Origin of the sequence: Hydrogenophaga intermedia (genome assembly GCF_023715105.1) — a bacterium.
GTDB lineage: Bacteria > Pseudomonadota > Gammaproteobacteria > Burkholderiales > Burkholderiaceae_C > Hydrogenophaga > Hydrogenophaga intermedia_A.
Map to the genome: position 1 here is coordinate 75,273 of NZ_JAMBNO010000007.1, position 13,568 is coordinate 88,840.

14 protein-coding genes are annotated in these 13,568 nt (G+C 68.7%); 7 read left to right on the plus strand and 7 right to left on the minus strand.

All coding sequences use genetic code 11. The annotated features are described in order from the left end of the window. Positions 1-4: 4 nt before the first annotated feature. Genes mreD through M3149_RS08095 form a run of 3 tightly spaced genes read right to left on the minus strand, consistent with a single transcriptional unit; the run spans position 5 to position 2,575 of the window. On the minus strand, positions 5-535 hold the full coding sequence (gene mreD, locus M3149_RS08085; RefSeq protein ID WP_251708795.1) for a rod shape-determining protein MreD: 531 nt from the start codon (positions 533-535) through the stop codon (positions 5-7). Further along, on the minus strand, positions 532-1,506 hold the full coding sequence (gene mreC, locus M3149_RS08090; protein WP_251708796.1) for a rod shape-determining protein MreC: 975 nt from the start codon (positions 1,504-1,506) through the stop codon (positions 532-534). Before mreC ends, mreD begins: the two co-directional genes overlap by 4 nt. 25 nt (positions 1,507-1,531) lie before the next feature. After that, on the minus strand, positions 1,532-2,575 hold the full coding sequence (locus M3149_RS08095) for a rod shape-determining protein (RefSeq protein ID WP_251708797.1): 1,044 nt from the start codon (positions 2,573-2,575) through the stop codon (positions 1,532-1,534). A 267-nt stretch (positions 2,576-2,842) separates the two neighbouring features. On the opposite strand from M3149_RS08095, the gene gatC reads away from it, so the two are divergent. Genes gatC through gatB form a run of 3 tightly spaced genes read left to right on the plus strand, consistent with a single transcriptional unit; the run spans position 2,843 to position 6,100 of the window. Next, entirely contained in the window at positions 2,843-3,142 is a 300-nt protein-coding gene (gatC, locus tag M3149_RS08100) for an Asp-tRNA(Asn)/Glu-tRNA(Gln) amidotransferase subunit GatC (protein ID WP_251708798.1), read from the plus strand. Then, a complete protein-coding gene (gene gatA, locus M3149_RS08105; protein WP_251708799.1) occupies positions 3,139-4,629 on the plus strand; it encodes an Asp-tRNA(Asn)/Glu-tRNA(Gln) amidotransferase subunit GatA in 1,491 nt (496 codons plus the stop codon). Before gatC ends, gatA begins: the two co-directional genes overlap by 4 nt. A 1-nt stretch (position 4,630) precedes the next feature. Beyond that, on the plus strand, positions 4,631-6,100 hold the full coding sequence (gene gatB, locus M3149_RS08110; RefSeq protein WP_251708800.1) for an Asp-tRNA(Asn)/Glu-tRNA(Gln) amidotransferase subunit GatB: 1,470 nt from the start codon (positions 4,631-4,633) through the stop codon (positions 6,098-6,100). 11 nt (positions 6,101-6,111) lie between these two features. Here gatB and M3149_RS08115 read toward each other — a convergent pair whose 3' ends face one another. Beyond that, the gene (locus M3149_RS08115) at positions 6,112-6,768 is read right to left on the minus strand and encodes a DUF4124 domain-containing protein (RefSeq protein ID WP_251708801.1); all 657 of its coding nucleotides are present in this window, start codon (positions 6,766-6,768) and stop codon (positions 6,112-6,114) included. 2 nt (positions 6,769-6,770) lie between these two features. After that, positions 6,771-7,478 carry an orotate phosphoribosyltransferase gene (gene pyrE / locus M3149_RS08120; RefSeq protein WP_251708802.1) on the minus strand — a complete coding sequence of 236 codons (708 nt, stop codon included), beginning with the start codon at positions 7,476-7,478 and terminating at the stop codon, positions 6,771-6,773. 24 nt (positions 7,479-7,502) lie between these two features. Between pyrE and M3149_RS08125 the strand changes: the two genes are divergently transcribed. Next, a complete protein-coding gene (locus M3149_RS08125) occupies positions 7,503-8,294 on the plus strand; it encodes an exodeoxyribonuclease III (RefSeq protein WP_251708803.1) in 792 nt (263 codons plus the stop codon). Continuing rightward, entirely contained in the window at positions 8,294-8,941 is a 648-nt protein-coding gene (locus M3149_RS08130) for an MBL fold metallo-hydrolase (protein WP_251708804.1), read from the plus strand. The genes M3149_RS08125 and M3149_RS08130 overlap by 1 nt, the downstream gene beginning before the upstream one ends. Here the strand turns inward: M3149_RS08130 and M3149_RS08135 are convergent, their stop codons facing one another. After that, positions 8,942-9,823: a M48 family metallopeptidase gene (locus M3149_RS08135; RefSeq protein WP_251708805.1), complete on the minus strand. Its 882-nt coding sequence runs from the start codon at positions 9,821-9,823 to the stop codon at positions 8,942-8,944. Positions 9,824-9,892: 69 nt separating this feature from the next. Between M3149_RS08135 and M3149_RS08140 the strand changes: the two genes are divergently transcribed. Continuing rightward, positions 9,893-11,299 carry an AmpG family muropeptide MFS transporter gene (locus M3149_RS08140; protein ID WP_251708806.1) on the plus strand — a complete coding sequence of 469 codons (1,407 nt, stop codon included), beginning with the start codon at positions 9,893-9,895 and terminating at the stop codon, positions 11,297-11,299. Here the strand turns inward: M3149_RS08140 and M3149_RS08145 are convergent. Beyond that, complete coding sequence (locus M3149_RS08145; RefSeq protein WP_251708807.1) at positions 11,259-12,758, minus strand: class I adenylate-forming enzyme family protein; 1,500 nt, start codon at positions 12,756-12,758, stop codon at positions 11,259-11,261. The genes M3149_RS08140 and M3149_RS08145 overlap by 41 nt on opposite strands. 90 nt (positions 12,759-12,848) lie before the next feature. Here M3149_RS08145 and M3149_RS08150 point away from each other — a divergent pair, with 90 nt between their 5' ends. Continuing rightward, a complete protein-coding gene (locus M3149_RS08150; protein WP_251708808.1) occupies positions 12,849-13,568 on the plus strand; it encodes a response regulator in 720 nt (239 codons plus the stop codon).

Sequence of the window (13,568 nt, forward strand, 5' to 3'; positions counted from 1 at the left end):
GGTGTCACAAGGGTCTGTTGTCGTCGGGGTTCGGGGCGCGGCGCTGCGGTGCCAGCAGCAGCACCGTCACCACCGGCCAGAGCATGGACTCGATCAGCGGCGCCAGCAAGTGGTTCCAGCCCGGAAAGCTCCCGCCGGCCAGCAGGCGCACCACCAGCGCCAGCAGCGTGGCCACCGCGAACAGCGGCAGCACCTGGATGGCCTGTTGCGGCACCGGAAACCACAGCAGCCGCCGGTGCATGGCGGTGGCGCCGAAGGCCATGGCGGTGTAGGCCAGGGCGTGCTGGCCGAGCAGCGCGCCCTGGTGCACGTCCATCACGAGCCCGAAGAAAAAGGCGGTACCCACGCCGATGCGCAGCGGCTGGTGCACGCACCAGAACACGATGACGACCGCCAGCACGTCGGGCACCCAGGCCGCGCGCCCGAACAGCCCCATGTTGAGCAGCATGTTCATCGCCAGCGCGGCGATCAGGCTCACCCAGATGAAGAGCGGGTTGGCGGGCAACAGCAACTGCTGGCCGGGGCGCATGATCATGGCGTGGTCCTCCGCGGGGCGCCGCCCGCCGCGGCGTCCCTGGCCGCGCTGGTGGTGTTCCCGGCCGCCTGCGGTTCAGGCGCAGGCCCGCCGGCAGGGGCCGTTGGCGCGGCGCTTGCCTCGCCCGTGGGTTGCAGCACCAGCACATGCAGGGCACCGTCGACCCGGGCCACGGGCTCGGCGCGCACGCGCAGGAAGGCCGAACCGCTGTGACGCTCCACCAGGGTCACGCGCGCCACCGGCAGGCCGGGCGGGTAGACCGCGTCCACCCCGCTGGTGGTGAGCAGGTCGCCCTGCACGATGTCGGTACCCACGGAGGTGTAGCGCAGCTCCAGCGACCCCCCCTCGCCCGGCTGCCCGTAGGCCAGCGCGCGCACGCCCGAACGGGGGTTCAGCACCGGGATGGCCTGGTCGCGGTCGATCAGCAGGCTGACCTCGGACACCAGCGGGTACACCCGGGTCACCTGGCCGAGCACACCGGATTCGTCGATCACCGGCGAGCCGGGTTGTACGCCCTGGGTCTGGCCGCGGTCGATCACCACCCGGCGCGAAAACGGGTCGGCCGCGTCGTACAGCACCTGCGCGCCAATGCCTTGCGCGCCGGTGCGCTCGCGCATCGCCAGCAACTCGCGCAGGCGTCGGTTTTCGATTTCGAGCTGCTCGACCTGCGAGCTGCGCACGGCCTGCTCGGTCAGGCGGCGCAGGGCGTCGAGCTCGCTTTGTTGTGCGTGGTGCAGCGAAGCGAAGTAGCCACTGGCGCCCGTGATCGCGTGCACCGGTTGCAGCACGGCCCACTGCACCGGGTAAAGCGCGGCCGCGAGCACGGCGCGCATCGGGTCGGTGACCTTGAAGCGCAGGTCGGCCACCATGAGGAACAGCGCCACGGCGCTGAACACCACCAGCTTGGACAGGGCCGACGGGCCCTGCTTGAAGAACGGCGGTGGGGTGCGGTCCAGCGTGCCCAGTGGCATGGCGACTCCCCGCGCAGTGCGCGGCTTACTCGCTGGTGAAGATCGTGCCCAGGCGCTCCATGCGCTCCAGGGCCATGCCGCAGCCGCGCACCACGCAGGTCAGCGGCTCCTCGGCCACCAGCACCGGCAGGCCGGTTTCTTCGGCCAGCAGGCGGTCGAGGTCGCGCAACAGCGCGCCGCCGCCGGTGAGCATCATGCCGCGCTCGGCGATGTCGGCGCCCAGTTCGGGCGGTGTCTGCTCCAGCGCGTTCTTCACCGCGCTCACGATCTGGTTCAGCGGCTCGGTCAGCGCTTCCAGCACCTCGTTGGAGCTGATGGTGAAGCTGCGCGGCACGCCCTCGGAGAGGTTGCGGCCCTTGACTTCCATTTCCTTGACTTCGCTGCCGGGAAAGGCCGAGCCGATGTGCTTCTTGATCGCCTCGGCCGTGGGCTCGCCGATCAGCATGCCGTAGTTGCGGCGGATGTAGGCAATGATGGCCTCGTCGAACTTGTCGCCGCCCACGCGCACGCTGCCCTTGTAGACCATGCCGCCCAGGCTGATGACGCCCACCTCGGTGGTGCCGCCGCCAATGTCGACCACCATGGAGCCGGAGGCGTCGGACACCGGCAGGCCGGCGCCGATGGCCGCGGCCATGGGTTCCTCGATCAGGTAGACCTCGCTCGCGCCCGCGCCCAGGGCCGATTCGCGGATGGCGCGGCGCTCCACCTGGGTGGAGCCGCAGGGCACGCAGATGATGATGCGCGGGCTCGGCTTGAACATCGAGCGCGGGTGCACCATCTTGATGAACTGCTTGAGCATCTGCTCCGTGACGGTGAAGTCGGCGATCACGCCGTCCTTCATCGGGCGGATGGCCTCGATGTTGCCCGGCACCTTGCCCAGCATGGCCTTGGCCTCGTGGCCCACCGCCTGGATGGTCTTCTTGCCCTGCGGGCCGCCTTCGTGGCGGATCGACACCACCGAGGGTTCGTCGAGCACGATGCCCTTGTTGCGCACGTAGATCAGGGTGTTGGCGGTGCCGAGGTCGATGGCCAGGTCGGTCGAGAAACTCCGACGGAACGCTTCAAACATGGTGGGTGGATCCTGTGGGATGCGCGCGCTCACGCGCTCGCGTGCAGCCGGGGGTGGGGCCGATCGTTTGGCCGGGCATCGGGTGCTAAGTGTTTGATTCCTGGGCGAAAACCGGCCAAAAAAGCCTGGTACGCTGAACGCAGGATAATACCCGACTCCCTGTGTACAACCGCACGAAAACAGGGCGTTTTGCCCCGCAGACGCCTTGTTACGCGCCGCTTGCCGCCCGGCCGGCCCCCGTGGGCTGCGCCCCACCGACCCAGCACCATGTCCCTGACCCTCCAAGACATCGGGCGCATCGCCAACCTGGCGCGCCTTGAATTGAGCCCCGAGCAGAGCGAGCGCATGCGCGGGCAACTCAACGGCTTCTTCGACATCGTCGAGCAGATGAGGGCGGTCGACACCACGGGCGTCGAGCCGCTGGCCCACCCCACAGCGGTGATGGAAGACGTGGCCTTGCGCCTGCGCCCCGACGTGGTGAGCGAGCCGAACCAGCGCGAGGCCAACCAGCAAAGCGCCCCGGCCGTCGAGCGCGGCCTGTTCCTGGTGCCGAAGGTGATCGAATGAAGGCCATTCACGACATGGGCGTGGCCGAACTGGCGCAGGCCATCGCGGACAAGCAGACCAGCAGCGTCGAGGCCACCCAGCACCTGCTGCATCGCGCAAGGCAGCACGGCGCCCTCGGGGCCTACCTGGCGTTCAACGAAGAGGCGTCGCTGGCGCAGGCCCGCGCGGCAGACACGCGCATCGCCGCGGGCGAGCGCACGCCGCTGCTGGGCGTTCCGATCGCGCACAAGGACATCTTTGTCACGCGCGACTTCCCCACCACCGCGGGCTCGAAGATGCTCGAGGGCTACCGCAGCCCGTTCGATGCCACCGTGGTCAGCAAGTTGGCGCAGCAGGGTGCCGTCACCCTGGGCAAGCTCAACTGCGACGAGTTCGCCATGGGCGGCAGCAACGAGAACTCGGCCTATGGCCCGGCACACAACCCCTGGGACACCGCGCGCGTGCCCGGCGGCTCCTCCGGCGGCTCGGCCGTGGCCGTGGCCGCGCGCCTGGCGCCCGCCGTCACCGGCACCGACACCGGCGGCTCGATCCGCCAACCCGCGAGCTTTTGCGGCATCACCGGTATCAAGCCCACCTACGGCCGCTGCTCGCGCTATGGCATGGTGGCCTTTGCCTCCAGCCTCGACCAGGCTGGCGTGATGGCGCTCAGCGCGGCCGACTGCGCCACCCTGCTCACCGCCATGGCCGGGCCCGACCTGGACCGCGACTCGACGAGCCTGGACCACCCCACCGAGGATTACAGCCGCCTGCTCGGCAAGCCGCGCGAAGGCGCTACCGCCGCGCAGCCGCTCAAGGGCCTGCGCATCGGGTTGCCGGCGGAGTTTTTTGGCGACGGCGTGGCCGCCGACGTGCTGGCGCCAGTGCGCGCCGCGCTGGAGGAGTACGAAAAACTGGGCGCCACGCTGGTGGACGTCACGCTGCCGCGCACCGAGCTCGCCATCCCCGTCTACTACATCATCGCGCCGGCCGAGGCGAGCTCCAACCTCAGCCGCTACGACGGCGTGAAGTTCGGCCACCGCGCCGCGCAGTACGACGATCTGATCGACATGTACAAGAAGTCGCGCAGCGAGGCCTTCGGCCCCGAGGTGCAGCGGCGCATCATGATCGGCACCTACGTGCTGAGCCACGGCTACTACGACGCCTACTACCTCAAGGCGCAGCAGATCCGCCGCCTTATCGCGCAGGACTTCCAGCAGGCCTTCACGCAGTGCGATGTGATCGCCGGCCCGGCTGCGCCCACCGTGGCCTGGAAAATCGGCGAGAAGGCCGATGACCCGGTGGCCAACTACCTTGCCGACATCTTCACGCTGCCCGGCAGCCTGGCCGGCCTGCCCGGCATGAGCGTTCCGGCCGGCTTCGGCGCCGGTGGTATGCCCGTGGGCCTGCAGCTCATGTGCAACCACCTGAAGGAGGCCGAGCTGCTGCAGGCCGCGCACGCCTTCCAGCAGGCCACCGACTGGCACACCCGGACACCCGCAGGTTTCTGACATGAGCACCAAGACCGCCTCCCTGCTGGTGCAAGGCTATGAAGTCGTGATCGGCTTCGAGACCCACACCCAGCTCGCCACGCAATCCAAGATCTTCAGCCGAGCGGCCACCGCCTTCGGCGCCGAGCCCAACACCCAGGCCTGCGCGGTCGATCTCGCGCTGCCTGGCACGCTGCCGGTGATGAACCGCGAGGCCGTGGCCTGCGCGATCCGATTCGGGCTGGCCGTGGGCGCGCACATTGCCGAGAAGAGCGTGTTCGCGCGCAAGAACTACTTCTACCCCGACCTGCCCAAGGGCTACCAGATCAGCCAGTACGAAATACCGGTGGTGCAGGGCGGTGCGGTGTCGTTCTTCCTTGGTGATGAGAAGAAGACGGTTCGCCTGGTGCGAGCGCATCTTGAGGAAGACGCCGGCAAATCGCTGCACGAGGACTCGTCATTGGGCGGTGGGGGCCAGAGCGGCATCGACCTCAACCGCGCGGGCACGCCGCTGCTGGAGATCGTGACCGAGCCCGACATCCGCTCCAGCGCCGAGGCGGTGGCCTATGCGAAGGAGCTGCACAAGATCGTCACCTGGATCGGCATCTGCGACGGCAACATGCAGGAGGGCTCGTTCCGCTGCGACGCCAACGTCTCGGTGCGCAAGCCCGGCGAGAAGCTGGGCACGCGGCGTGAGATCAAGAACCTGAACTCGTTCAAGTTCATGCAGCAGGCCATCGACTACGAGGTGCGCTGGCAGATCGAGCAGATCGAGGACGGCCACGCCATCCAGCAGGCCACCGTGCTGTTCGACCCCGACACCGGCGAAACGCGTGCCATGCGCACCAAGGAAGACGCGGCCGACTACCGCTACTTCCCCGACCCGGACCTGCCGCCGCTGGTGGTGGCGCGCGCGTGGGTCGACCAGGTGAAGGCCGCGATGCCCGAGCTGCCGCGTGCGATGGCCGAGCGCTTCGTGCAGCAGTACGGCCTGCCCGAGTACGACGCCACCACGCTCACGCAGAGCCCCGCGATGGCGGCCTACTTCGAGGCCGCGGCGCAGGCCAGTGGACAGGCGAAGATGGCGAGCAACTGGGTGATGGGCGAGGTCTCGCGCCGCCTGAACAACGAGGAGCGCGACATCGCCGACGTGCCGGTCAGCGCGGCACAGCTCGCGGCCTTGCTCAAGCGCATCGCCGACGGCACCGTGTCGAACAACGCCGCGAAGCAGGTGATGGACGCGTTGTGGAAGGGCGAGGGCCAGGACGTGGACGCCGTCATCGACGCCAAAGGCCTCAAGCAGGTCAGCGACACCGGCGCCATCGAGAAGATCATCGACGAGGTGATGGCCGCCAACGCCGACATGGTGGCGCAGTTCCGCGCCGGCAAGGAAAAGGCGTTCAACGCACTGGTGGGTCAGGCCATGAAGGCCAGCAAGGGCAAGGCCAACCCGCAGCAGGTGAACGACCTGCTGCGCCAGAAGCTGGGCTGATCAGCGGTTGATCAACGGCTCACGGCGGCCTGTGCCGCCCACAGCTGCTTGAGCTTGGCCAGTTCCTCGTCGAAGCGCGCGTTCACGCGCTGCTTCTCCTGCATCTGGTCGGCCAGGAAGCGCTTCTGCACTTCCATCTGTTTCTCGTTGTCCTCGCGCTTGCGCTTGAGCCACATCGGCGCCTTGTTCGGGTCGCTGCTGTAGAACTCGAATTCGCTGTCGATATCCTTGCGCTGCGCCACCAGCGCCACCTCGCGCTTGTTCACGGCCGCGATCACCTCGTCGATCTGCGCCAGCGCCTCGTGGCGCTCCTTGTCGTGCACGGCCTGGTTCGGGTAACGCACCAGCAGCGCGCGGTCGCGGCGTTTCTCTTCCTGGATGCGCGCTTCCTTCTCGGCCTCGGCGCGGCGCTGGGCCTCAAGCCTCTCGCGCTCCTCGCGCGTGTAGCTGGGCGGAATCACCTCGCGCACGGTGCCGGTCTTGCCCAGGCGCTGCTGCTCGCGGTCGAGGCAGGCGGGAATCGGCCGGTCGGAGGTGATGCGCCGCCCGTTGCCGTCCACGCAGGTGTAGATGCTTTGTGCGTGGCTCATGCCCGCCACGGCCAGGAGCAGGGCCGCCACGGCCCAGGCGGTTGCATGGCGCGAAGAAGGGCGTGACAGCGGTTTCATGATCAGGAATCCTTGACGCCGTAGCGTTCGCGGTAGGCCAGCACACGCGCCCGGTGGGCCGCGATCTCGCCGCCGGGCTGCTCGTTCAGATACTGGAGCAAATCGTCCAGCCTCGCAATCGCGCAAACCTGCAGGCCGAGCTGGCGTTGCACGTATTGCACGGCACTGTGACCCACGTCGCGAACGGCGCCGTCCGGGCCGGCTTCGGTGGCCTTCTCCTGGCGGTCCAGCGCGATCGCCACCGCACTGGGCGTGGCACCGGCGGCGCGGATCAGCGCGATCGATTCGCGCGCGGCGGTGCCCGCGCTCATCACGTCGTCCACGATCAGCACCCGACCCTTGAGCGGGGCGCCCACCAGTGTGCCGCCCTCGCCGTGGTCCTTGGCTTCCTTGCGGTTGTAGGCAAACGGCACGTTGCGGCCCAGGCGGGCCAGCTCGATGGCCACTGCCGCGCCAAGTGGGATGCCCTTGTAGGCCGGGCCGAAGATCATGTCGAAGCCGATGCCGCTGTCGACCAATGCCCTTGCATAGAATGCGGCGAGCCGGCCGAGCTTGGCGCCGTCGTCGAACAGTCCGGCGTTGAAGAAGTAGGGCGAGAGGCGACCGGCCTTGGTCTTGAACTCGCCGAACTTCAGCGCGCCGGCCTCCACACAGAACTTCACGAACGCCTGTGCCAGCGGTTCCTGCGCCGGGGCGCCTGCCATCACCATGCCAACTCCTGTCTTGCCGCGACCATGTTCAAGCTGACCAGCCTCAACCTCAATGGCATCCGTTCGGCCACCACCAAAGGCCTCGAAGACTGGCTGGCGAAAAGTGCGCCGGATTGTATTTGTGTACAAGAGGTCAAGGCGCAGGCGCCGGACGTGGCCGGTCGCTTCGAGACCCTGGCCGGCCTGCGCGGGCACTTCCACTTCGCTGAGAAGAAGGGCTATTCGGGCACGGCGGTGTACAGCCGGCATGAGCCGAGCGACGTGCTCACGGGCTTTGGCAACCCCGAGTTCGACGCCGAGGGCCGCTACACCGAACTGCGCTTCGACACGCCCAAGCGCAAGCTTTCGATCGTCAGCGCCTACTTCCCGAGCGGCTCCTCCGGGCCGGAGCGGCAGGAGGCCAAGTACCGCTTCCTCGACGCCTTCTACCCGCACCTGCAGGCGCTCAAAGGGCAGCGCGAATTCATCCTCTGTGGTGACGTCAACATCGCGCACACCCAGAACGACCTCAAGAACTGGCGCAGCAACCAGAAGAACAGCGGCTTCCTGCCCGAGGAGCGCGCGTGGATGACCAAGGTGCTCACCGAAGGCGGCCTGATCGATGTCTACCGCCGCCTGCAGCCCGACACCACCGACGCCTGCTACACGTGGTGGAGCAACCGCGGCCAGGCCTACGCCAACAACGTGGGATGGCGGCTGGACTACCACCTGGCCACGCCCGCCACGGCAGCGCTGGCGCGCACCGAGGCCATCTACAAAGGCGAGAAGTTCTCCGATCACGCGCCGATCACCATCGGCTACGACTTCAAGTTCTGATGCTGAAGTACCTCACCGTTCCGGTCACTGCCTTCGCGCAGAACTGCTCCATCGTCTGGTGCGACGAAACGATGGAGGCCGCCATCATCGATCCGGGTGGTGACCTCGATCGCCTGTTGGCCGAAGTGCAGCGCCTGGGCGTCACGCTCAAGGCCATCTGGCTCACACACGCACACATCGACCATGCCGGCGCCACCGCCGAACTCGCGCGGCGCCTGTCGCTGCCCATCGTGGGCCCGCACGAAGGCGACAAGTTCTGGATCGATGCCCTGCCGCAGCAGGGCGCGATGTTCGGCTTCCCGCCTGCCGAGACGTTCACGCCCACGCGCTGGCTCGCCGACGGCGACACGGTGCAGATCGGCCGCTGCACGCTGGCCGTGCGCCACTGCCCCGGCCACACGCCGGGCCACGTGGTGTTCCACTCCAAGGAAGCACAGCGCGCCTTCGTCGGCGACGTGCTTTTCGCCGGCAGCATCGGCCGCACCGATTTCCCCGGCGGCAACCACGCGCAACTGCTCGCCAGCATCCGCGAGCGCCTGTGGCCGATGGGGGATGAGACGGTGTTCATCCCCGGGCACGGGCCGGAGGGCAGCTTCGGCGAGGAGCGGCGGTTCAATCCGTACGTTGGGGAGCGCGCCCGAGCGTGATCAGCCCCGCCTCGCCTGCTCGTACAGGTGTTGCACCTTCGGCAGGTTGGCCTCCAGCTCGCGGATGCGGTTCGGCCCGCTGGGGTGGGTGGAGAGAAAGCCCGGGCCGGCGCCGCCGCCGGCCGCAGCCATCTTCTGCCACAGCGTGACGCTGGCGCGCGGCAGGTAGGCCGAGCGGGCCGCGAGCTCCAGGCCCACGAGGTCGGCCTCGGTCTCGTCGTCGCGGCTGTACTTGAGGCTGAGCAGTTGCGTGCCCAGGTTGGCCGCCACATCGCCCAACTGGCCCAGACCCAGCAACTGAGCCGCAATGGACAGGCCCATGCCGGTGGCGTTGGTTTTGGCCACGCGCTCGCGAGCGTGCTCGCGCAAGGCGTGGGCCATTTCGTGGCCCATGATCATCGCGGCCTCGTCGTCGTTGAGCTGCAGCTTCTCCAGGATGCCGGTGTAGAAGGCGATCTTGCCGCCCGGCATGCAGAAGGCGTTGATCTGGTTGCTGCGGATGAGGTTGACCTCCCATTGCCAGCGCCGCGCGCGATCGTTCCAGGGCGCGGCGTGCGGGATCAGGCGGCGCGCAATGTTGCGCAATCGCTGGACCTGCGGGTCGCCCGCCGGGGCCAGGGCGCCTTTGGCCTTGGCCTCGGCCATCATCTGGCCGTACTGCTGGTTGGCAGCGCTTTCCAGCTGTTCGGCCGGCACCAGGTTGCGCAGCGCGGAGGACTGCCCCACGTCCACCTGCGCCAGCACGGGCGTGGCCGCAGCCGCGCCGGCCGCCAGCAGGAAGCCACGGCGGGCGTTCCACACGTGACCAGGGCGCGCCACCGGTTCAACAGTGGCACTGGCGGTGGCGTCGCCACGGGCTTTGAGATCGCAGATCAGGCACATGGGCGAATAATAGGCAAAGCCGCGCGCGTGTGCGTGACGGTGCCCTACCGGTGATCCGCCACCCATCGCATGCCCACCGACACGCCCCGCCCCCTGGATATTGACGCCACCACCGGTGCACCGCGCCCCACTTGGGCCCAGACGCTGCGCGTCTACCTGGAGCCAGCCAGCCAGCGCATGTTCGCGCTCGGCTTTTCGGCCGGCCTGCCGCTGCTGCTGGTGCTGGGCACGCTGAGCTTTCGCCTGCGCGAGGCCGGCATCGACCGCACCACCATTGGCTACCTGAGCTGGGTCGGCCTGGCCTACGGCTTCAAGTGGTGCTGGGCGCCGCTGGTGGACCGGCTGCCGATCCCGTTGCTCACGCGCGCGCTCGGGCGTCGTCGCAGCTGGCTTCTGCTGTCGCAGTTGTGCATCGCAGCCGCGCTGGTGGGCATGGCGCTGGTCGATCCGCGGCAGGGCCTGGATCTGGTGGTGTGGTGCGCGCTCGCGGTGGCCTTTGCCTCGGCCACGCAGGACATTGCGCTCGACGCCTTCCGCATCGAATCGGCCGACGCGCAGCGCCAGGGGGCGCTGGCCGCCACCTACCAGACGGGTTACCGGTTGGCGATGATCTGGGCCGGCGCGGGCGTGCTGTGGATCGCTGCGCGCAACGAGATTGCGGGCGGCGGCTACCAGCAAGCGGGCTGGACGGCAGCGTACCTGGTGATGGCCGCAAGCATGGCGGTGGGCGTGCTCACGGTCCTGTTCTCGCGCGAGCCGGTGCGTGTGGAGCTGCCGCCTGCGCGCGGTGCCGCCGAGTGGTTGCGCGGTGCACTGATCGAGCCGTTTGCGGACTTCCTGCGCCGCTACGGCAAGCAGGCAGTGCTCATTCTCGCGCTCATCGGTGTCTACCGCATCAGCGACGTGGTGATGGGGATCATGGCCAACCCTTTCTACGTGGACATGGGTTACACGAAAGACCAGGTGGCCGCGGTGAGCAAGTTCTACGGCGTGGTCATGACGCTGCTGGGCGCCTTCATCGGCGGCGCGCTGGCGATGCGCCTGGGTGTGATGCGCGTGCTGATGCTCGGTGCGGTGCTCTCGGCCGGCAGCAACCTGCTGTTCGCCTGGCTGGCCGGCGACCTGGGCCAGACCGCCAGCCTCAGCGCGCTGGTGTTCGTGATCTCGGCCGACAACCTCAGCGCCGGTGTGGCCTCGGCGGCTTTCATCGCCTACCTCTCCAGCCTCACGAACGTGAGCTACTCGGCCACGCAATACGCGCTGTTCAGTTCGATGATGCTGCTCGCTCCCAAGTGGGTGGCGGGCTACTCGGGCGCGTTCGTCGACGCGAACGGCTACGTGCCGTTCTTTCTGGGTACCGCGGCGCTGGGCTTGCCGGTGTTGCTGCTGGTGTGGTTGGCGACGCGTTGGCTGCCGGTACCCCAGGCGGCGGGCCTCAGCGCTGACTCACGAGCCACGCGCGAATCGCAGGCTTGACCACCTTGCCCAGCGCGGTGCGCGGCAGCGCGTCCACGCGGTGCCACATGCGCGGCCATTTGTAGCGCGCCAGCCGGCCGTGCAGCGAGGCCTCCACGCCGCTGGTCCAGTCGTCCACAGGCGCGGTCTCGCGCAGCACCACCACCGCCACGCAGACCTCGCCCCATCGCTCATCGGGCCGTCCCACCACGGCGCACTCGGCCACCCAGGGGTGTTCGGCGAGCAATTGCTCGATCTCGGCCGGGTAGATGTTCTCGCCGCCCGAGATGATCATGTCCTTGGAGCGGCCCACCACCACGTAGTGGCCTTCGGCCTCCTGGCGCGCGAGGTCACCGCTGTGGAAGAAGCCCTCGCTGTCCACCGCGTCGACGTCGGGCCAGTAGAGCTGGGCGACGTTGGGTGCGCGCACGCAGATCTCGCCCACGCGGCCGCGCGCCACCGGCTCGCCTTGCTCGTCCACCAGCTTCACCTCCACGCCGGGCGCCGGCCAGCCGCACGAGCCCACCAGCTCCATGGCGCGATCGGGCCCGAGCGCGATCGAGAACGGCCCGGTCTCGGTGCTGCCGTACACGTTGCAGACCGGCACGCCGCGCGCGTGGCAGGCACGCAGCAGTTCGGCCGGCAGCAGGCTGGAGCCGGCCCAGATGGCACGCAGGCACGACAGGTCCACCGCGGACCAGTGCGGGTGTTGCAGCAGCGCCTGCAGCGTGGCGGGCACCTGCAGCGTGAGCGTCGGTCGTTCGCGTGCGATGGTGTCGAGCACGGCGCCGGGGTCGAAGCGACGGTGCAGCAGCACGCGCGCACCCATCGAGAGCGCAGGCAGTGTCTGAATGCACAGCCCACCCACATGGAACAACGGCAGCGCAGTGAGCACGGAGTCGTGGGCGCTCATGGCCTGCACCTGCGCTGCGATGGCCATGTTGGCCAACAGGTTGGCTTGCGTGTGCACCGCACCCTTGGGATCGCCCGTGGTGCCCGAGGTGTAGACGATCAGCGCCGCGTCGCTCGCGCGGCCCTGGTCGACCACGGGTTCATCGGGTGTGAGGTCCAGCGATTCGATCGCCACCGCCTGCAGGCCTTCGGCTGCGGCCAGCGCGCGCGCGGGCTCGGCAAACGCGTCGTCGTGCAGCAGCAGCAGGGGAGCGCAGTCGTCCAGGATGGTCGCCCACTCGGCGGGCGCCAGCCGGTAATTGAGCGGCACCAGCACCGCGCCCCGCAGGCCGAGCGCGAACAGCAGCACCAGCTGTGCCGGGTGATTGAACCCCAGCCAGGCCACCCGCAGCCCGCGCTCCACCGGCAGCGCACGCGCCATGGCATGTGCGCGTTCGGCGAGCGTGGCGTAGTCCAGCCGCTGCCAGCGCGGGTCGGCGCCATCCCACTGCAGGGCGGTGTGGTGGGCGTGGCTGGCCGCGCGCTGTGCCAGCAGCCCACCCAGGGTGATCGCAGGTTGCGGTGCCATTTACGTTAATTTACGAGGGCGCCAGGCGCGCGACATGCCGATTGTTCAACATGGCGCGACGCCACAACACCCCTGGCTACACTGATCCGCATGACGACCTCCCGACTCCTGATGATCGAAGACGACGCCCGGCTGGCCCAGATGGTGCAGGCCTACCTGGCGCAATCGGGCTTCGAGGTGACCCACGCCGCCGATGGCGAGGCCGGCCTGGCCCAGTTGCCGCTGGTGCAGCCCGAACTCGTCATTCTGGACCTGATGATGCCCGGTATCGACGGCCTCGAAGTGTGCCGCCGCATCCGCGCACTGAACAACGAGCAGGCGCGTGTGCCGGTGCTCATGCTCACCGCCAAGGGCGATCCGATGGACCGCATCATTGGACTCGAATTGGGCGCCGACGACTACCTGCCCAAACCCTTCGAGCCTCGCGAACTGCTGGCGCGGGTGCGCGCCGTGTTGCGCCGGCGCGCGGACGCGGGGGGCGCCGGCGCGGCGCGCAGCACGCCGGTGCTGCGTTTCGGCTCGCTCGAGATCGACCGCGACGCGCGCACCGTGACGGTGGGCGAGCAGGTGGCCGAGCTCACCTCCTACCAGTTCGACCTGCTCGTGGCCATGGCCGAGCGCGCCGGGCGCGTGCTCACGCGCGACCAGATCATGGAGGCCGTGCGAGGCCGCGAGCTCGAGGCATTCGACCGCTCGATCGACGTGCACATCGGCCGCATCCGCAGCGCCATCGAGGTGGACAGCAAGAACCCCAAACGCATCCTGACGGTACGCGGCGTCGGCTACGTTTTTGCCAAACAGCAAGACTGA

What these genes read in the sequence shown, in the direction of transcription:
- gatB (WP_251708800.1), top strand. Translation starts at nt 4,631, where the DNA reads ATGAGCACCAAGACCGCCTCCCTGCTGGTGCAAGGCTATGAAGTCGTG.
- M3149_RS08150 (WP_251708808.1), top strand. Translation starts at nt 12,849, where the DNA reads ATGACGACCTCCCGACTCCTGATGATCGAAGACGACGCCCGGCTGGCC.
- M3149_RS08130 (WP_251708804.1), top strand. Translation starts at nt 8,294, where the DNA reads ATGCTGAAGTACCTCACCGTTCCGGTCACTGCCTTCGCGCAGAACTGC.
- mreD (WP_251708795.1), bottom strand. Translation starts at nt 535, where the DNA reads ATGATCATGCGCCCCGGCCAGCAGTTGCTGTTGCCCGCCAACCCGCTC.
- mreC (WP_251708796.1), bottom strand. Translation starts at nt 1,506, where the DNA reads ATGCCACTGGGCACGCTGGACCGCACCCCACCGCCGTTCTTCAAGCAG.
- M3149_RS08145 (WP_251708807.1), bottom strand. Translation starts at nt 12,758, where the DNA reads ATGGCACCGCAACCTGCGATCACCCTGGGTGGGCTGCTGGCACAGCGC.
- M3149_RS08115 (WP_251708801.1), bottom strand. Translation starts at nt 6,768, where the DNA reads ATGAAACCGCTGTCACGCCCTTCTTCGCGCCATGCAACCGCCTGGGCC.
- M3149_RS08095 (WP_251708797.1), bottom strand. Translation starts at nt 2,575, where the DNA reads ATGTTTGAAGCGTTCCGTCGGAGTTTCTCGACCGACCTGGCCATCGAC.
- pyrE (WP_251708802.1), bottom strand. Translation starts at nt 7,478, where the DNA reads ATGGTGATGGCAGGCGCCCCGGCGCAGGAACCGCTGGCACAGGCGTTC.
- gatC (WP_251708798.1), top strand. Translation starts at nt 2,843, where the DNA reads ATGTCCCTGACCCTCCAAGACATCGGGCGCATCGCCAACCTGGCGCGC.
- gatA (WP_251708799.1), top strand. Translation starts at nt 3,139, where the DNA reads ATGAAGGCCATTCACGACATGGGCGTGGCCGAACTGGCGCAGGCCATC.
- M3149_RS08135 (WP_251708805.1), bottom strand. Translation starts at nt 9,823, where the DNA reads ATGTGCCTGATCTGCGATCTCAAAGCCCGTGGCGACGCCACCGCCAGT.
- M3149_RS08140 (WP_251708806.1), top strand. Translation starts at nt 9,893, where the DNA reads ATGCCCACCGACACGCCCCGCCCCCTGGATATTGACGCCACCACCGGT.
- M3149_RS08125 (WP_251708803.1), top strand. Translation starts at nt 7,503, where the DNA reads ATGTTCAAGCTGACCAGCCTCAACCTCAATGGCATCCGTTCGGCCACC.